Below are 17,319 nucleotides of genomic sequence, written 5' to 3'. Positions count from 1 at the left end.
CGTGGCCTCCGGTGGGCTGGACAGCGTGGGGACGGGGCAGGGAAGGGGTGAGGTCACTCATCAGGCTTGCTCCACGCGTTCGCGGTAGTACTCGTACAGGTCAAAGTGGTCGGGGCTGGCCTCAAAGACGCGAATCCCTTCCTGGTGCAGGTGGCTCAGGGCGTCGGGCACGCGGGCCTCGCCGCCCAGATGGGCGATGGCGTAGGGGGTGCGGGTGCTGACCCGGCGCACAAACGGCAGGCGCTCCAGCACCGCCGCCGCCCCCACCGGGTCGTCCACCCGGAAGCGGTAGGCGGCCTGGCGGGCGCGCAGGTCCACCGTGTCCACCAGTCGCCCCCCGGTCAGAATGCCCACAGTGTGCGCGTAAGTAGCAATTTCGCGGAGGTGATGGGTGGACAGCACCACCGCGCAGCCGCTGGTGGCCAGGCTGGTCACAATGCGGTGAATCAGGCCGATGCCCAGTGGGTCCAGGCCGCTGGTCGGCTCGTCCAGAATCAGGACCTTGGGTTCGGCCAGCATGGCGCTGGCCACGCCCAGGCGCTGCCGCTGTCCCAGCGAGTATTCGCCCACCTTCTTGTCGGCCATGCGCGTCAGTTCCAGCAGCGCCAGCACCTCGCGGATGCGGTCGCGGCTGATGCGTCGCCCGCCGGGAGCCATGGCCGCCAGATTGGCATGCACTTGCAGGTTCTGGGTGCCCGTGAACTGGGGGTAAAACTTGGCCGGCGCCTCCACCACGGCGCCCAAGTAGGCGCGGGCGCGCTGGCCGTCCAGATGAACGTCACGCCCCAGCAGCCGCACGTCGCCGTCCGAGGGAAAGGCCAGGCCGGTCATGGCGCGGATGAGGGTCGTTTTGCCGGCGCCGTTGGGACCTGTCAGGGCGTACACCTCGCCGGGCATGACGGTCAGGTGCACGTCCTCCAGGATGCTGTTTGAACCGTATCTCTTATACAGCCCCCGCACCTCGATGGCTGGGGTGGCTGGGCCGCCTTGCTTGGTCACTTTCATAGCGTAACCCACGCTTCCGTGCCGTGCTCTTACAAGCCGCTCACATTGGCGGGCATGAGGCGAGGGCCATAACACACTCTTCCTGCGTCGGAGAGGAGGGAGACAACCAAGCCGGTTCAGCACACTGTGCAGAACTCCGGGGACCTTCTGCGCCGAGAAAAGAGGCAGAAGTCTGGCTACAGCCTTCAATGCTCTTGAGGGAAGGATTCATAAGAGCGCTGAGTCAGGTGGCCCTGTGACAGCGAGTCTTTAAGCAGTCACCCTCTGTCAGCGAAAACCAGAGCAGCAAAAAGCGCCAGGCTTATGTCCTGGCGCCTCCTGTTCAGACCCGGCTCTAGAACTTCTTAAAGCGGGTGAGCTTGAAGGGTGTTTCTGGGGTGCCGCCCTGCAACTTATCCAGCTGCGCCTGCGTGACCACGAGGTCGCCGCCAATGGCCGCCAGGGTCGCCGGGAAACGCAGGCCATTCAGGGGTTCCTCGGTCATCAGGGTGCCGGAAGTGTAGTCGGCGCTGAGCATCACCTTGCTCACCACCTGATCCTTGTTGCGCGCCACGTACAGCGTGCGGCCGTCCAGCAAAATGCCGTCGCCGTTGACCAGCTCGCCCATGACCTTGCGAACGGCCTTGGTCTTCAGGTCAATGCGCCACAGGTCGCCCGTGTTCAGCTGCATGGCCAGCAGCGCGCGGCCATCTGGGGTCGCCGCAATACCGTTCAGGTTGGTGCCGGGGCCGTACTTGATGGGGGTCTGGCCCAGGTCCAGCCAGGCGCTCAGCTTCAGGTCTGGCGTCACGCGGAAGATGACCGGGCGGGTCGAGTCCGTCACGTAGACGTTACCGTCCGCCGCAGGCGTCAGGTCGTTGACAAAGGCGTTGGGCGACTTGGGCGTGTTCAGGATAGCCAGCGGGAACCCGTCGGGGCTGAGGACCGTGACCGTACCGGTGGCGCCACCCGCCACCCATACGCGGCTCTGGCTGTCCACCTTGAGGCCCAAGGCTGCCCCGCGCCCTTGCCCGCCGCCGTTGGCAAACTTGCTGACAGCGCCGGTAGAGGCATTGATGGCATAGATGTCGCCGGTGCGGGCACTGCCGGTGAACAGGAGGCCCCGTTTGGCGTCATAGGCCACGCCCTCGGGAAAGTCCTGCGGCCCGGGCAGGGGGTAGTCCCGCACGCTGAAGTTCAGGCGCGTGATCACCCCACACCGTTCCCTCGCGCCCGTCAGCCCCGCAGGATCACTCTTGTAGTCATCCGCCTTGGCATGAATCACGATGCTGCGATTGAGGACCCCCGTCATCCCCGTCAGGCTGCTCTTGGCCGTTGTGTACGTCAGCGTCCCTGTCCCGTCGGCCCCCACCGTGATCATCGGTAGGTCCCCGCCGTGGCCATAGTGGTTGTCGGCCACCGGGTCATCGTGGTTCTTGCTCATGCCGGGGTCAAAATGACCCCCGGCCCCACCAAAGGCCACCACCGTATTGGTTGCTGGGTCAATGCCGGGGGTGCAGCGGCCGTTCTCGTGCAGGTGCAATCCGTGCTGGCCGGGGGTCAGGCCGCTGACCTGCACCTGCACGCGCAGGTTCATCCCCTGCTGGGTGAAGGTGGCGGTGCCGCGCACCTGCCCCTGGGGGTCGCGCAGGGCGGCAGTGGCGGAGAGAGGACTGGAGGCGGGGGCGGCCATCGCCATGGGGAGGTCCAGGCCGCCAGCGAGGGCGAAGCCGAGGGAGGCCGCACCGATCAGGAGGCCGGCAGGGAGCAAGGTCTTCATTTAGTTGCCTCCGGTGTAGAGCACACGGTAGAGGACACCGCTCTGATCGTCGGTGAACAGCAGACTGCCGTCGGTGTAGGTCGCCACGCCCGCCACCCGCCCAAACTGCTTCCACTCCCCATTCTCTTCGTACACGAACCCTGTCACGAAGGGCTCAATGCGCTCGGGCTTGTTCTGGGCGTCGAACACCAGACGGGCAATCTCGTAGCCGCTGGGCTCGCTGCGGTTCCACGAGCCCCGGTAGGCGATAAAAGCGTCGTTGCGCATGTCGGCCGGGAACTGGGTGCCCGTGTAGTAGTTCATAGCGATGGCGGCGGCATGGGCGGTGTACGTGACCAGCGAGCCCTGGGTGCCCGCGCAGTACTGGGCTTTGCTGACCAGACCGGGGATATTGCTGGCATTGACGTAAGGGTCAGGCTGCTTGTCGCCGTAGCAGAAGGGCCAGCCGTAATTCTTGCCGCGCTGGATGGCATTAATCTCTTCGGGCGGGATGTTGTCGCCGTGCCAGTCGCTGCCCTGGTCAGCGCCGTACAGCACCTTGCTGACCGGGTGCCAGCCAAAGCCGATGGTATGGCGCAGACCGCGCGCGTAAATCTCGCGGGTCTTGCCGTCGGGCGCAATGCGCAGCATCGTCGCTTCTTCCGGGTTCTGGGTCAGCGAGTCGTTGTTGGTCGAGCCGAAGGTGGCGTACAGGTAACCGTCTGGGCCCCACTTGATGGTGCGGGCGGGGTGCTGTCCGGCGTCCGGGAAGCCGTCCGCGAAGATACGCGGGACGCTCAGGCTGCCGTCTTTGGCCATGTCCATCACCCAGATGGTCTTTTCGCCCACGACATACAGCTTGTTGTTCTTGACGTCCAGGCCGTGGGCGGCCTTGATGTTCTGGGCAACCATCTTGCGCTCGACGGCTTCAATCTTGCCGTCCTTGTTCACGTCTTTCATGTACCACACGTCGCCTTGCTGACGCCGGGTGAGGTAGATGCCGCCGTCAGGCATGACGTGCAGCATGCGGGCGTTACCCAGCCCGGTGGCCACCACCTTGATGGTAAAGCCCGCCGGCACCTTCAGCCGCGCCAGCTTGTCGGCCGTGAACTCCAGGGCCACAGGCTCCAGACGGGTGGCGGTCACCGTGGCGGGCGGCTCGGGTGGGGTGATGGGACGGGGGGACGGAGGGGCGGTTTGGGCCAGGGCGCTAACGGTCAGCAGCGCACTCAGGGCGGCTAGGGCAGATTTCATCATGGGAACTCCTGGGGAAGTGGTCTAGAGAGAGGGGCTCAGCGTGCGAAGTGGCCCCCAGGGAGGCAGCTCCCTGCAGGGCCAGTCGGCGGGGATTAGCGCAGGCCCGCGAGCCAGGCGCGCATGGCGGCGTTGACGGCCATGGCCTTCTCGAAAGTGGCGGCGTGGCCAGCGCCGGGCACCATGACCAGGCGGCTGTCAGCAATCTGGTTCTTCATCTTCATTTGTAGTTCGGCGGGGGTCACGTTGTCTTCCACGCCCGCCAGAATCAGCGTGGGCACGCGGATGGTGCCCAGCACCGGGTTGGCGTCGGGGCGGTTGGCCAGCGCCATTGCCGCGCCCACAGCGCCGTCCAGGCTGGCCTGCTTGATCAGGCTGCCCAGGTGCGCCACCTGATTGGGCATCTTCATGCGGCTCTCGGCGGTCAGCATCCGGGGCAGCAGGAGGTCAACCAGGCTGGCCACACCCTTTTGCTGGGCCTGCTGGCCAGTGCCCATCCACATGGCCTTTTCAGCCACCCCTGCCGGGTCGGCGGTTGTGTCAATCAGCACCAGGCCCTTAAAGCGGTCAGGGTCGGTTTTGTACATCTGCAGCAGCGTCATGCCGCCCATGCTCATGCCGCCCACCACAATGTTGTTCAGCTTCAGGGCGTCCATGAACCCCAGCATGGTCTTGGCGTAGTTTTCAATGCTGGCGTCGCGGCCAGGGGCCTTGCTCTGGCCAAAGCCGGGCAGGTCCACGGTAATCACGCGGTAGCCAGGCAGCATCCGGTTGTTCTTGAACAGTTCGCCGTTCAGGGGGTAGCCGTGGATCAGCAGCAGAGGCTGGCCGCTGCCAGCCGCCTTGTAAAACACGGTCGCGCCGTTCACGTTCACGGTGCCCCGGTCGGGAATGGTCTGGCCTTCGGCAGCTCCGGCAAGGGCGGCGGTCCACAGCATGGCAGTCAGGGTAAGAAAAGGAGTACGCATAGAACCTCGGTGGCCGGCTTCGCACGAATTTCCAGCGCAACGCAGCGCAGCGGCACGTCTTCGGGCAGGGGCCAGAAGATGAAGACCTGCACAGAGTTAGAGCCAGGAGAGCGAAGTGCCTGAATTGAACGAAGTCAAGCTAAGCGCCGCCTGCGTGGGGCAAATGAAGCTCAGGCACCTTCTGAGCCCTACCTCAGGGTGCCTTCAAGAAAGGCTGAGGAGAACCTTTAGAGAAGCGTCAGGTCAGTTCAACGAAGAGGTTCTGAGAGCTGGGGGGTACGGCTCCGACCGCCACCGCGCGGCGGTGAAGCTCCCGCACGGCCCGCTCGCCTTCCTCGCCCACATCCAGGCTGAAGTCGTTGACGTACAGGTCAATGTGGGCCTGCATGACCTCGTCGGACAGTTCGGCGGCGTGCTGACGCACATAGTCGCGGGAAGCCTGCGGGTGGGCATAGGCGTAGTCGAGGCTGGCCCGCACGGCATCGTTCAGCTCGGCCTGCACCCTGGCCGGCAGGTCGCGCCGCACCAGAATGGCGCCCAGCGGCAGCGGAAGGCCGGTTTCGCCCTCCCACCACGCGCCCAGGTCTAGCAGCTGGGTCAGGCCGTGCCCGGCGTAGGTGAAGCGCGACTCGTGGATAATCAGGCCCGCATCTAGGCGCTGCCCGCCGGCCTCGCCGCGCGCCACGGCGGGCATGACCTCGTCGTACCGCATGCGGACCACCTGCACCTCTGGATAGACCAGGCGCAGCAGCAGTTCGGCGGTGGTCAGCGCCCCCGGCGAGGCCACCACGCGCCCGTTCAGGTCCTCCACATCGCCGCGCGTGACCACCAGCGGCCCCACGCCCCGTCCCAGGGCGCCGCCGGCCCGCAGCGCCACGTAGGTGTCCATGACTTCAAAGTAGGCGCGGTAGCTGATTTTGGTGATCGGCAGCCGGCCCTCCACTGCCCAGTCGTTCAGGGTTTGCACGTCTTCAAGCACCTCGCGCACCGGCAGCGGTGACGGTGTCAGGCCCGCGTGCAGCGCGTGAAAAATAAACGTGTCGTTGGGGCACAGGGAGTACCCCAGGTCGAGGGTGGGGGTGTCGGTCATGCCGCCCAGGGTACGCCGCGCCTGGCCGGGGCAGGGTTGGTCAAGTTCCGCTTCAGGCGGAGGTCAGTCAGGGGGCCTACGCTGGGGCCCATGTTCAAACTGCCGGCCGCCGCCCTGCTGGGCCTCCTGATGACTGCTGCTCCGCTGGCCCAGGCGGGCGGAGCGGGTGGGCCAGTGCCGGCCTCGGGGGTTTGCCGCCCTGGCTACGTGCGGCCAGACTTTGTCGCCCTGAACCGCCAGCTGCGTCAGGCCCGGACCCTCTGGCAGGCTCAGGGCCTGAAGACCTACCGCTATGACGTGCGGCAGGTCGCGGCGCCCGTGCTGTTTCCCACCACCCGCGTGACGGTGCGGGGAGGTCAGGTGACGGGGACGGCGCTGGCGCCCGGTGAGTCGGGCGAACCCAGCCCGCTGGCCCGCCTGACCCTGGAAGGCCGCTTTGACACTGTGGCCCAGATCCTGCGCGAACAGGCCAGGGCACGCTGCCCCGATGTACGTGTGAGTTACGACCCGGCGCTGGGCTTTCCGGTGTTGCTCTATAGCGGCCTGGGCGACGGCGGCATTGCCGACGGGTTTGGCGAATGGACGGTTACCAATTTCACGCCGCTGCAGTAAAGGGGGAGTGGGTAGGAGTGAGTGGGGAGTGGGAAACCCCCTTCCGCTCCGTTGAACTTGGGGGTGAGGGCTGTGTGCCCGTGGCTTCCGATGAGGACAGCGCCTCACATACTGCCCTTGCCCAGCCTGACCCCTCACCCTGCCAGCGGCTTGGCGGGCTCGGCGTTTCGAGAGGCTGCACTCCACTCACCACTGCCTACTTCCCAACAATGCTTTAAAAAATAAACTGTGTCTGGCTAACAGCGTGAGGCTCTGGCCGGTGGTACGCTTCCTCTATGACGGGGAACACCCACACCTATGACGTGGTGATTGTCGGCGGCGGCCCAGCCGGCCTGACCGCTGCGATTTACACCGGCCGCGCCAGCCTCAAGACCCTGATTCTGGAAAAGGGGCTGCCCGGCGGCCAGATTGCCCAGACCGAGGAAGTCGAGAACTACCCCGGCTTTCCTGAGCCGATCAGCGGCATGGAACTGGCCAGCCGCATGCAGCAACAGGCTGAAAAGTTCGGCGGCGTCATTGAGATGGACGAGGTGCAGTCTATCGTCCGCACGGACGACGACCAGTCGCACGAGTATCCCTTCACCGTGACCGGCTACAGTGGCACCTACCGCGCCAAGGCTGTGATTCTGGCCACTGGCGCCAACCCCAAGCGCCTGAATGTGCCCGGCGAGGAGCACTTCTGGGGCAAAGGCGTCAGCACCTGCGCCACCTGCGACGGCTTTTTCTACCGGGGCAAGAAGGTGGTCGTGGTGGGCGGCGGCGACGCGGCCGTCGAAGAAGGGCTGTTCCTGACCAAGTTTGCCGAGGAAGTGACCCTGATTCACCGCCGCGACACCCTGCGCGCCAACAAGGTGGCCCAGGCCCGCGCCTTTGCCAACCCCAAAATGAAGTTCATCTGGGACACGGCCGTAGAGGAAATTGAGGGCGCCGACAGTGTGACCGGCGTGCGCCTGAAGAACCTCAAGACGGGCGAGGAAAGCGAGATGCCCACAGACGGCGTGTTCATCTTCATTGGGCACGTGCCGAACACCGAGTTTGTGCAGGACACGGTTAAACTGCGCCCCGACGGCTATGTGGACGTGACCGACGAGATTTACACCAGCGTCCCCATGTTGTTTGCCGCCGGAGACGTGAGCGACTACATCTACCGCCAGCTGGGCACCAGCGTGGGCGCCGGCACCCGCGCCGCCATGAGCGCCGAGCGCGCCCTGGCCGCCCTGGAAGTCGAGGCCGAAACCGCCGCAGATTAAGACCGTCCCAGGAGGCCGCCTGCGTGCAGTGCGCGGGCGGCCTTGCGTATGCTCTGGGTATGGCCCGCCGCACCCTCAGCGCCCGCATTCGCCGCAAGGTCAGCGGCTACGCGGCCAAGTTCAGCCGGCTGTGGCGCTCCATGAGTCCCGAAGATGCCCAGCCGGATGACGACTGGGCCGCCGCCCTGTTGACCCCCGCCGAGGCGCGGGTGTACCGGAGCATGGACCCACGTGACCGTGAACACGCCTGCCGCGTGGCCCGCCACCTGCGCCGCGATCACCCCGATGCGGGACCCGAACTGCTGGCCGCCGCGCTGCTACACGACTGCGGCAAGAGCCTGCGGCCCTACTGGCTGTGGGAACGGGTGCTGGTGGGCCTGGTGCCCAACCGTCTGGCCCGCGTGCTGCCGCCTGTGGGGGCGCTGGGCATCCGCGCCCACCACCCGGAACTGGGCGCCCGGCTGCTGGCCCACGCCGGCGCCCGTCCGCGCGTGGCCCGCCTGGTGGCCCGCCATCACCATCCCGGCGGCGACCCCGAGGCCACTCTGCTGCATGTCTACGACGACCAGGAGTAGAGGGACACGGCTGCGACGCAGAGGGGCTTTTGGGGCGGAGTCAGCTTGAAGCATAGACCAGAACGGTTCAAGTCAACTGATACGGACTCCGATTGAATCGGCAGAATGCTTGGTGAAATCCGAGCGGACTTGGAAAGCGGCGCAGCAGAGCGAGCAAGAACAGCTGCGGATTTCGCGATATGGAAGCGCAGACGGTGCCCTTCTTTGCTGTGCTGCAATGAAGCGGAATCCATATGAAGCAAGCGCGGCGATGGAGCAAGGCGGGTGCTGGAGTTAGAGTGCGCTACTTGCTTCTGTTCCAAGGAAGGAACTAGGCGGATGGCCAGCGCGTGTGGTCCAGCCCCTCCCGGTCAAAAGGTAGCGCCCCGTCTCTGAACAAGACGGGGCGCTGTGAGGCACTTCTGATCAGTCGTGGTGGTGGTCGCCCTCGGCGTGGGCGTGGCCGTGGTCCAGTTCCTCAGCAGTGGCGTCGCGTACGCTCAGCACCTTCACGTCGAAGTTTAAGGTCATGCCGGCCAGGGGGGGGTTAAAGTCCACCTGCACGGTCTCGCCGTCGACGGCCAGCACGGTAAACGGAATCACGCTGCCGTCTTCCGACTGGGCGTAGTAGGTCGCGCCGACCTCCACGTCGTCCTCGAAGTCCTCGCGCGACAGGTCTTCCACGCTGTCCTCATCGCGCTCGCCGTAGCCGTCTTCGGGGGCCACGGTGACCTGCAGCGCGTCGCCTGCGCCCTTGCCTTCCAGGGCCCGCTCCAGGCCGGGAATGATGTTGCTGTGGCCATGCAGGTACACGAGGGGCTCGCCGCCCTCGCTCTGGTCAATGACTTCGCCGTCCACCGTCAGGGTGTATTCCAGTTCGACAACCTTGTCCTGGGTAATATTCATTGTGGTCTCCATTCCCCACCGGGCCGGACTGTCCTGCTCGGGGCCGGTGGGCGCATCCTGCCCCAAGGAGTGTACCCCCTCCCGGTGAGCTGTCCATTCTGTGCCGGCTGGAGCGGCGCACTCACGGAGCGACCCGGAAGGTCCAGGTCACCGGGCCGCGCGCCGTCACAAACCTCACCTCTACCTGGGCACCTGCGGGCAGCGGCTGACCCGGCAGCAGCAGGGCGGCGCCCTGGGCCGCCAGAATGGCTCGGCCCGCCTGCGTGTTGCTGGCCGAGGCGCCGGTGAAGGTGGACGCAGTCAGTAGGCACGCAGGCGCGGCGTGGCCATTGACTCGCAGTGCTGCGCGCCGGACCTGATTGCTCTGGTCTGGCCCGAGCAGCAGGGCCAGCGGTGCGCCCATTGGACCCGACTGGTCGGCGCAGCCTGCCGCTGGGTCTGGCCACTCCGACGCGGCGGCGGGACCGGCGGCCATCAGGGCGCCCGGCGCGGGATAACGCACGGGGTAACGCCCTCGTCCTTTCAGGCCCCGGCGCACGTCCAGCACCGCCGCCGAGCGCAGTGTGCCGGCCCCATCGTGCGCCTCGCCAAAGGCCACCTGGGTCAGCCGGGGATCCAGCAGTTGCGGCAGGTGAAAGGCGCCGCTAGCCCAGTAATCCACCGCCCGTTCCATCCCAGAGGTCGGCTGCGACGACACGAAGTAGTGGCCCGGAGCGCAGGTTTCGCCGGCCGCCGTGTGGTGAGGACTGGCCGGGTCCTGCCGGTGTTCGGCGCGGTCCTCACGCACCAGATACCGCGCGTGGGCCGCGCAGCCGCCAGTCCAGGCCGTTTGTGCCTGGACCGGGGCCAGGTTGGCCCGACGGCGCACCCGGTTCAGAGCGGTCAGGGCGCGGCGCTCGGCGGCCGATGAAGCGGTCGTGTCCGGTGCTTCAGCAGGGGAGGGGGCCAGGGTCACTTTGTTTGAGGCTATTGACTGGGTAGCCGCAGGTTCAAGGGACCCTGGCGGCGGCAGCGTGACCTGAACCTGCGGCACGGGCGGGGCAGCGACAGGCAGGGCCCTGGACACCACCGGGCGCGGCCAGGGTGACCACGAACCGGCCCACCACAGCCCAGCCAGGCCCAGCAGGAACAGGCCGGCCGTCCACGCGGCGGCCTGCACCGCCCGGCGCAGCCAGGAGGCAGGGGCCCTGTGTTCAGGCGTCATGCGGACAGGCTAAAAGTGGGAGAGGCCGGGTGGGTGCGCCGCGCGCCTATCCTGCCTTCATGCGCCCGCCTCAGCCCGCCTCCTCTCCCTTTCCCATGCACGTCAGCGTCGAGGAGGCCCGCGCCATGCTCGCTGCGCTGCTGCCCCCCCTGGACACCGAAACAGTGCCGCTGGCCGAGGCGGCAGGGCGCCTCCTGGCCGCCGACCTCCCGGCCCTGGTCAGTCATCCCAGCGCCACCGAAAGCGCCCTGGACGGCATCGCGGCCCGCGCGGCTGACACCCTGGAGGCCAGCCCAGAGACGCCGGTGCGCCTGCGGGTGGTGGGCGAGAGCCGAGCTGGGGCCGCCTTCGCCGGCATGGTCGGTCCCGGCGAGTGCGTGCGGATTTATACCGGGGCGCCGTTACCCCCCGGCGCCGACGCCATCTGCCCTGTCGAGCAATTGACCGATGAAGGCGAGGCCCTGACCTGGCTCTCGCGCCCCGCCAGCCTCGCCGATGTGCGCCACGAGGGCGGCGATTTCCGGACCGGCGAGGTGGTGCTGCGCGCGGGCCTGCCCCTGACCGCGCCCCAGCTGGCGCTGGCCGCTGCACTGGGGCACGCCGCCGTGCCGGTGCGCCGCCGCCTGCGCGTGGCCCTGCTGTCCACAGGGGACGAGGTGGTGCCGCCCGGTCAGCCGCTGGCCCCAGGACAGGTGTACGACTCCAACAGCGTGGGCCTGAGCGCCCTGCTGCTGGAGTGCGGCTGCGAGGTGCTGGCCCTGGGCCGCGCCCCCGACAGCCCCGAGGCCCTGCAAGCTGCCGTTGACCGCGCGGGCGGCGCCGACGTGCTGCTCAGTAGCGGCGGCGTCAGCATGGGCAAGTACGACTTCATGCGCGACCTGCTGCTGGACCGGGGCCGCGTGGCTTTCTGGAAGGTGCGGATGCGCCCCGGTGGCCCGGCCATCCTGGGCGGCTGGAACGGGCTGCCGGTGTTTGGCCTGCCGGGCAATCCGGTCAGCAGCCTGGTGGTGTTTCAGGTCATCGTGCGGCCGGCCTTAACGGGTCAGCCGCCTCAGACCTTGCGGCTGCGCGCCGCCACATCTTTCCGCGCACTGCCAGACAAAACCGCCTTCTGGCGCGGCGTTATCGAGAACGGCGTGGTACGCGACTACGGTCAGCAGGGCAGCGGCGTGCTGCGCTCGCTGTCCGAGGCCGGCGCCCTGGTGATTGTGCCGGAAGGGCAGCCGGTGAACGCAGGGGACGACGTGGAGGTGATGCTGCTGTAAGTGGAGAGTGGTCAGTGGGAAGCAAGGTGCCCTTTCCACTGACCACTCCCTCCTCCCCACTTACTCCTGCGGCACGAGCACCAGCGCCCCCCGTCCTGGCACGCCCAGCGGCGTGTCGCCGGTCAAGTGGACGGTGCGGCCCGTCAGTACGTCACGGTAGGCGCCGGCCTTGACCCCGGTGAACGGCAGATGCGCGGTCTGTAGACCCGTATTCAGGCCCACGTAGGCATCGCCGCTGGCGTGGCGGCGGGCATAGACCAGGCCGTCACCGCTGGCATGGGTCACCTCAAAGGTGCCTCGGCCCAGGGCGGGGGTGGCATGGCGGGCGGCGGTCAGGGCGCGGGTCAGGGCCAGGGTGTCCTGGTTCCACGTGCCCTCCTCCCAGGGAAAGGCGCGGCGGCAGTCGGGGTCGGGGCCGCCGGGCAGGCCGATCTCATCGCCGTAATAGATACAGGGGGCGCCCACGTAGGTCATCTGAAAAATGGTGGCCAGGTGATAGGCCGTGGCGTCGCCGCCCACAGCGGTGAGAAAGCGGGCGGTGTCATGAGAGTCGAGCAGGTTGAGCTGCACCCGCACCACATCCGGGTGATAGAGCTGCGTGACTTCGGTCATGCGGGCCCCGAAGGCAGCGGCGTCCATCGGCTCTACGCGGCCGGTGCCGCTGCGCTCATTCATGGGGTGATCGAGGGTCTGGGCGCCAAAAAACGCCAGGCAGGGGCGGGTGAAGTGGTAGTTCATCACGGCGTCAAACTGATCGCCGCGCAGCCAGCGGTGGGCGTCGCCCCAGATTTCCCCCACGATGTAGGCGTCGGGGTTGATTGCCTTGACGCGGCGGCGGAACTCCTGCCAGAACGAATCGTCGTCAATCTCGTTGGGTACGTCCAGGCGCCAGCCATCAATGCCGAAACGAATCCAGTGCTCGGCCACGTCCCACAGAAACTCGCGCACCGCCGGGTGAGTCGTGTTGAACTTGGGTAGCGCGCGGTTGCCCCACCACGCCGCGTACCCTGCAGGCCGGGTGTCGTCGTAGGCCTGTAGCGGCCAGCCCTCGACATGAAACCAGTCGCGGTAGGCGCTGGCCTCGCCCTGTTCCAGCAGGTCGTTGAACTGAAAGAAGCCCCGGCTGGCGTGGTTAAACACGCCGTCCAGCACCACGCGAATGCCGCGCGCGTGCGCCTCGTCAATCAGCGCGCGCAGGGCCTCGTTGCCGCCCAGCATGGGGTCCACCTGGTAGTAGTCGTGGGTGTGGTAGCGGTGGTTGGCCGCCGACTGAAACACCGGGCAGAAGTAGATGGCATTGACCCCCAGGCTCTGGATGTGGTCCAGCCGGGCGGTCACGCCCCACAGGTCGCCCCCCATGTAGCGGTGAAAGTGCGGCTTGTCGCCCCAGGGTTGCAGGTTCAGGCCCCCCACCCGCCCCGAACGGGCGAAGCGGTCGGGAAAAATCTGGTAGAACACCGCGTCCGTCACCCACTCGGGCGTGATGGGGTGGGCGTCGTGGGCGTGGTCAGGATGGAGCGCTTCCATGTCGCGCCCGAGCATAGCGGCCCCAGGCTCTCGCGCCTCTGACAGACGATTGCAGCGGCTAGACGGGTGCGGGGTTGGCCTGCGCCCAGCGCACGGCGAAGGCGCGCGCCTGTTCGGGAGTCTGTACCTCGCCCAGGGCCGCCGCCTCGGCCAGGGCGCGGCTGACCTGCCCAATGCGGGGCCCCGGCGGCGTGTCCAGCAGGGCCATCAGGTCTTCGCCGCGCAGCAGTGGTGCGGGTGGAGCGGGCTGGGCCTCCAGCGCCGCCAGCACCCGGCTCATGGCGTGGGCGTAGGCCCGGCGCGACGCCTCGCTGCTGGCGGGGCCGCGCGCCGCTTCGCGGTCAGCCAGCATGACGCTCAGCAGGTCGGGCAAGAGGTCGCGGCGGCGGTGGACAAAGCGCCGGGCCTCGCGCTCGCCTGCCGGCAGCGGCACCATATGCGCCCCCACCAGCGCCGAGACGCGGCGAATGTCGTCGCCTGGCAGTTTCAGGCGGGTCAGGAGCTGGGCGGCCAGCGCCGCGCCGACCTTGTCGTGCCCGTAAAACGAGGCCCGGCCCGTCTGGGGATCGCGCGCCAGGGTGCGGGGCTTGCCCACATCGTGCAGCAGGGCCGCCCAGCGCAGCGGCAAGGGCGCGTCGGGGCGGCGGGCCAGCAGCTGATGCAGCGCTTCTAGCCCGTGATGAAACACGTCCAGATGGTGAAAGCCGCCCTGGGTCAGCCCCAGGCCCTCGCGCAGTTCAGGCAAGGTCAGGGCCAGCAGGCCCAGGTCCTCTAAGCGCAGTAGGCCGCGCGCCGCTTCCGGGTGAAGCAGTAAGGCGTGCAGCTCGTCCCGGATGCGCTCGGCGGCGGGCAGGGCCAGCGCGCCGCCCACCAGGTCAGCCGCCACCGAACGCACCGCTGCCCCGGTGGCGCTCTCCAGCCGAAAGCCCAGCGTGGCTTCAAAGCGGGCGGCCCGCCACGCGCGCAGCGGGTCGGCGCGCAGATTCTCGGCCGAGACCATGCGCAGGCGGCGGGCGCGCAGGTCGGCCAGACCGCCCACCGGGTCAATGACCTGGCCATCGGCCAGCACCCCCAGCGCGTTGACCGTGAAGTCCCGGCGGCGGAGATCGGCCGTCAGGTCGTCGGGCAGGGGCACTAGGTCGTGCTGGATTCCGCCCGGTGCGCTGACCCGCCAGTACCCACGTTCTTCGTCCAGAGGAAAAGCCGAGCCGCCTGTCTGGGCTGCCAACTGCTGCGCCGCTCCGGCCGGGTCGGGCACGGCCCAGTCGTAATCTTTGGCCACGACGCCCCGCTGCCAGTCGCGGGCGGCGCCGCCCACCAGCACCGCGCCAGGCGGGAAGGGCGGCAGGGGAAGACGGCGGCGAAACATAGGCCCAAGCTAGCGCCGCTGCGCCTCCTGTGCCTGCGTCATGTGGCTCACTCTTGCCAAGCGGGCGCGCCTCTGCTACAGTGCCCACCGCTGAGGGGGCTTAGCTCAGCGGGAGAGCATCCGCTTTGCAAGCGGAGGGTCTGGGGTTCGAATCCCCAAGCCTCCACCAAAGACAACCACCGTCCAGAGCGGTGGTTTCTTTTTATCTTTACCTGTGTGCGCTGCTTTGGTCGTAGCAGAGAGAAGAGTTGCCGCGCCCGGTGTCTGGCCCTCAGGTGACTTGAGGAGGAGGGACCCGGCGAACTGTTGTGGCGTGGTAAACGGCAATTGGGAGGCACCTGGCGTCGCCGGAGTTGTAAGGAGCCGCCGTCTTCAAAACTGATCCCTGCCAAAGCTGGCGGGAGTTTCTTCGTCTAAATTACCGGGAAGCGGGGATTGACAGGGTGGCGATCAGCTCCTGAGGTCAATGACTTTGAGGTTGTGGGCGAGGATGCCCAACGCGACCCTCAAGCGGCGACTGAGGTAGGTTCTAACCTGTCGCCAGCCTTGACGAGCATAGAGAACGCAGACTCAATGCACTTTCTTGCAGCGCCGTCTTCGTCCTTCCAGCGCGGATCGACTTGCTTGCCATTGACCTTCGGCGGGTTCAGGCAGGTGCCGGACTGATAGCCCTTGTCTCCACTCTGCATTCATCTCGCACAGCACGCTGAAATCATGTTCATTGACGGGACGAATCTCATTGTTGACAATCTTGCCGTTCCGGGCGCTCCACGCATGCAATTTGAAGCCGTACACTGGCCCCGCTGCGCTGAATCCATCACGAGTCCCACGAAACGTGCACCGTGGCGCCCGCTTGAAGGCCGAGACGGACAGCGGCGCCGAATCCACAGCGACAGCGACGAAATCCAGACGCTGGAGTTGGGTGGCCAGACGCTCGACCATTGAGTCGGCGCTGGGCCTGCAGTTCAGATGGGAAGTGCGGGCAGTGGTTCAACTGGAGAAACTGCCACCACCGGCCGAAGTACGGCACTGTGTGCAGCTTCCGAAGAAGCGCGGCCGCCAAGAGTTCTGCACCAGAGATGTTCTCGTGGGCGTGGTGTGGGCCGACTCAGCGACTGAGGCGCGTGTCAGCGGTGGACAGGGGGGCACAGTGAGGTCGGGACGGCTCATAAGTACCGCCCCTGCCTCATTTTTTGCACTCCAAGTCAACCCCTCTTCGCGGTGAATTGGTGCGTCGGCATCATCGTGTTCTTCGGTCTTTTGACGCAGCTCAGAGGTATTGGCAACCCGCACAGTGGGCCTGTAACCGGGAGATGGTTCACTCCAGTTCAGCGGCGGCACCCTGATCTGCTGGCCAGATCAGGCCATCACTCTGGCCCAAGCCAGCAGCACGAACGTCTATGCGCTCAAGGGCCTCATTCTGGGCCAGGCTAAGGCACAAGGATGGTACGAGTTCAGCGCCGCGTATCGGGGCGAAGGGAGTGTCGGTCGCCTGATTGAAGAAGGACTCAAGCCCTGTTGAATCCACGGCATTCCAGACGACCCAGTGGGCAGCGGCGGCTGAAGATCTGGGAAGGGATTGCGCTGGCGGGGGGCGGGGAGGGATGGCGGCAAGATGCTTCCTTTTCACGGCCTTGAGCCAATTCACAACTTCAGTCAGGCCGGGAGTGGCCAAATAGGCCGGTTCCCTCAGTTGTGCCTTTGACTACAAAGTCAACGGCTCTCGCTGCCCCTCACCCCCTTCAAGCCCCAAGGAGAATCCTCATGCGCAAAGTCGCCCTGCTAGGCCTCAGTACCCTTCTGATCACTGCATGTAATGCCACGACGCCCCCAGCAGCTGAAGTCGCGCAAGCCGCGTCGCCGGCTGCCGGGAGCCAGCTGTTGACCGCGGCCGAGGCCAATATGCCGATGATCCGCCGTGTCGAATTTGCAGGTGGGCGCTGTGTCATGAAGCAGTTTCAGGAGATTGGAACCAGCAGCAACTACTTTCAGGTTATTCACCAGAACGACGGCGCGGTGCGCATGAACATCAAGATGTGGGCGCCGTACCAGGCGCCCAGTTGGGATTTCAACGAGAGCCACAAGTCCATCTACCGGGGATTCAGTTATGGCCTGTCGCTGGAGGTTTACGGCTTTTGCAAAGTCAATGGGACTTGGGTGGGCGCCCCCGTCTTCCGCGCCAACTGACAGCCACTGGTTGACACCGCCTGCCTTCGGGCGGGCGGTTTAAGCTGGGGGCGTGAAACGCGACCTGGCCCAGATGGGCGACCTGAACCGCCGTAGACGGGTGCTTGGCCCTTCCCGGTGATACTGGCACAGCAGACAGCTCAGGCAGGCGCGGGCGGTGGGGCTGGTGATCGTGGACTGATAGGGGAGACCCCAAGCCAAAGGCCCTGACACTGGGGCAGGGCCTTCTCAGTTCAATGCGTATAGCTCAGGCTTCGAGAAACTCTGCCAAAGCTGACTGAGCGATACAACGCAGTATGCAGGGGAGCGACAGAAACCAGCGGCATCACTACACAAACGCGCTACACAAGACGAACCCCCAGGGAGAACCTGGGGGTTTCTTCGTCTGAG

General features: G+C 66.6%; 14 protein-coding genes, 1 tRNA gene and 1 pseudogene. 6 read left to right on the top strand and 10 right to left on the bottom strand.

Annotation, left to right across the window (positions count from 1 at the left end; translation table 11 throughout):
- Positions 1–60: 60 nt before the first annotated feature.
- From GO986_RS00960 to GO986_RS00940, 5 genes are all read right to left on the bottom strand, one after another.
- Positions 61–1,005: an ABC transporter ATP-binding protein gene (locus tag GO986_RS00960; protein ID WP_157457348.1), complete on the bottom strand. Its 945-nt coding sequence runs from the start codon at positions 1,003–1,005 to the stop codon at positions 61–63.
- Between the two features lie 334 nt (positions 1,006–1,339).
- A complete protein-coding gene (locus tag GO986_RS00955; RefSeq protein WP_157457347.1) occupies positions 1,340–2,764 on the bottom strand; it encodes a superoxide dismutase family protein in 1,425 nt (474 codons plus the stop codon).
- The gene (locus tag GO986_RS00950; RefSeq protein ID WP_157457346.1) at positions 2,765–4,000 is read right to left on the bottom strand and encodes a PQQ-dependent sugar dehydrogenase; all 1,236 of its coding nucleotides are present in this window, start codon (positions 3,998–4,000) and stop codon (positions 2,765–2,767) included.
- 92 nt (positions 4,001–4,092) lie between these two features.
- On the bottom strand, positions 4,093–4,935 hold the full coding sequence (locus GO986_RS00945; RefSeq protein ID WP_232337328.1) for an alpha/beta fold hydrolase: 843 nt from the start codon (positions 4,933–4,935) through the stop codon (positions 4,093–4,095).
- A gap of 268 nt (positions 4,936–5,203) precedes the next feature.
- Complete coding sequence (locus tag GO986_RS00940; protein WP_157457344.1) at positions 5,204–6,055, bottom strand: 1,4-dihydroxy-6-naphtoate synthase; 852 nt, start codon at positions 6,053–6,055, stop codon at positions 5,204–5,206.
- A gap of 90 nt (positions 6,056–6,145) precedes the next feature.
- On the opposite strand from GO986_RS00940, the gene GO986_RS00935 reads away from it, so the two are divergent.
- From GO986_RS00935 to GO986_RS00925, 3 genes are all read left to right on the top strand, one after another.
- A complete protein-coding gene (locus tag GO986_RS00935) occupies positions 6,146–6,667 on the top strand; it encodes a DUF6174 domain-containing protein (protein ID WP_157457343.1) in 522 nt (173 codons plus the stop codon).
- Between the two features lie 275 nt (positions 6,668–6,942).
- Complete coding sequence (trxB, locus tag GO986_RS00930; protein ID WP_157457342.1) at positions 6,943–7,917, top strand: thioredoxin-disulfide reductase; 975 nt, start codon at positions 6,943–6,945, stop codon at positions 7,915–7,917.
- A gap of 59 nt (positions 7,918–7,976) precedes the next feature.
- Complete coding sequence (locus tag GO986_RS00925) at positions 7,977–8,492, top strand: HD domain-containing protein (RefSeq protein ID WP_157457341.1); 516 nt, start codon at positions 7,977–7,979, stop codon at positions 8,490–8,492.
- Between the two features lie 405 nt (positions 8,493–8,897).
- On the opposite strand, the gene GO986_RS00920 is transcribed toward GO986_RS00925, so the two are convergent.
- The gene (locus tag GO986_RS00920) at positions 8,898–9,377 is read right to left on the bottom strand and encodes an FKBP-type peptidyl-prolyl cis-trans isomerase (RefSeq protein ID WP_157457340.1); all 480 of its coding nucleotides are present in this window, start codon (positions 9,375–9,377) and stop codon (positions 8,898–8,900) included.
- Positions 9,378–9,498: 121 nt separating this feature from the next.
- Positions 9,499–10,581, bottom strand: a complete 1,083-nt coding sequence (locus GO986_RS00915; RefSeq protein ID WP_157457339.1) for a CAP domain-containing protein — start codon at positions 10,579–10,581, stop codon at positions 9,499–9,501.
- A 59-nt stretch (positions 10,582–10,640) separates the two neighbouring features.
- Between GO986_RS00915 and GO986_RS00910 the strand changes: the two genes are divergently transcribed.
- Positions 10,641–11,846: a molybdopterin molybdotransferase MoeA gene (locus GO986_RS00910; RefSeq protein WP_232337327.1), complete on the top strand. Its 1,206-nt coding sequence runs from the start codon at positions 10,641–10,643 to the stop codon at positions 11,844–11,846.
- Between the two features lie 60 nt (positions 11,847–11,906).
- On the opposite strand, the gene GO986_RS00905 is transcribed toward GO986_RS00910, so the two are convergent.
- Positions 11,907–13,373, bottom strand: a complete 1,467-nt coding sequence (locus GO986_RS00905) for a glycoside hydrolase family 13 protein (protein ID WP_198170340.1) — start codon at positions 13,371–13,373, stop codon at positions 11,907–11,909.
- Positions 13,374–13,431: 58 nt separating this feature from the next.
- Positions 13,432–14,742, bottom strand: coding sequence for an HD domain-containing protein (locus GO986_RS00900; RefSeq protein WP_157457337.1), 1,311 nt, complete (start codon positions 14,740–14,742; stop codon positions 13,432–13,434).
- Between the two features lie 94 nt (positions 14,743–14,836).
- Between GO986_RS00900 and GO986_RS00895 the strand changes: the two genes are divergently transcribed.
- Positions 14,837–14,911, top strand: a tRNA-Ala gene (locus GO986_RS00895).
- Positions 14,912–15,192: 281 nt separating this feature from the next.
- Here GO986_RS00895 and GO986_RS00890 read toward each other — a convergent pair.
- Positions 15,193–15,912: pseudogene (locus GO986_RS00890) on the bottom strand (transposase).
- A 594-nt stretch (positions 15,913–16,506) separates the two neighbouring features.
- Here GO986_RS00890 and GO986_RS00885 point away from each other — a divergent pair.
- Positions 16,507–16,929 (top strand): hypothetical protein, encoded by a 423-nt coding sequence (locus tag GO986_RS00885; protein ID WP_157457336.1) that lies wholly within the window; start codon positions 16,507–16,509, stop codon positions 16,927–16,929.
- The last annotated feature ends 390 nt before the right edge of the window (positions 16,930–17,319 follow it).

Source organism: Deinococcus arboris (assembly GCF_009755355.1).
Taxonomy (GTDB): Bacteria; Deinococcota; Deinococci; order Deinococcales; family Deinococcaceae; genus Deinococcus; species Deinococcus betulae.
Note: the sequence above shows the minus strand (reverse complement) of the source record. Positions and strands in the feature narration are given on the sequence as shown.

Coding starts and splice junctions, on each gene's coding strand:
- GO986_RS00885 (WP_157457336.1), top strand. CDS start 16,507: ATGCGCAAAGTCGCCCTGCTAGGCCTCAGTACCCTTCTGATCACTGCA.
- GO986_RS00900 (WP_157457337.1), bottom strand. CDS start 14,742: ATGTTTCGCCGCCGTCTTCCCCTGCCGCCCTTCCCGCCTGGCGCGGTG.
- GO986_RS00910 (WP_232337327.1), top strand. CDS start 10,641: ATGCGCCCGCCTCAGCCCGCCTCCTCTCCCTTTCCCATGCACGTCAGC.
- GO986_RS00915 (WP_157457339.1), bottom strand. CDS start 10,581: ATGACGCCTGAACACAGGGCCCCTGCCTCCTGGCTGCGCCGGGCGGTG.
- GO986_RS00940 (WP_157457344.1), bottom strand. CDS start 6,055: ATGACCGACACCCCCACCCTCGACCTGGGGTACTCCCTGTGCCCCAAC.
- trxB (WP_157457342.1), top strand. CDS start 6,943: ATGACGGGGAACACCCACACCTATGACGTGGTGATTGTCGGCGGCGGC.
- GO986_RS00950 (WP_157457346.1), bottom strand. CDS start 4,000: ATGATGAAATCTGCCCTAGCCGCCCTGAGTGCGCTGCTGACCGTTAGC.
- GO986_RS00925 (WP_157457341.1), top strand. CDS start 7,977: ATGGCCCGCCGCACCCTCAGCGCCCGCATTCGCCGCAAGGTCAGCGGC.
- GO986_RS00960 (WP_157457348.1), bottom strand. CDS start 1,005: ATGAAAGTGACCAAGCAAGGCGGCCCAGCCACCCCAGCCATCGAGGTG.
- GO986_RS00945 (WP_232337328.1), bottom strand. CDS start 4,935: ATGCTGTGGACCGCCGCCCTTGCCGGAGCTGCCGAAGGCCAGACCATT.
- GO986_RS00935 (WP_157457343.1), top strand. CDS start 6,146: ATGTTCAAACTGCCGGCCGCCGCCCTGCTGGGCCTCCTGATGACTGCT.
- GO986_RS00920 (WP_157457340.1), bottom strand. CDS start 9,377: ATGAATATTACCCAGGACAAGGTTGTCGAACTGGAATACACCCTGACG.
- GO986_RS00955 (WP_157457347.1), bottom strand. CDS start 2,764: ATGAAGACCTTGCTCCCTGCCGGCCTCCTGATCGGTGCGGCCTCCCTC.
- GO986_RS00905 (WP_198170340.1), bottom strand. CDS start 13,373: ATGGAAGCGCTCCATCCTGACCACGCCCACGACGCCCACCCCATCACG.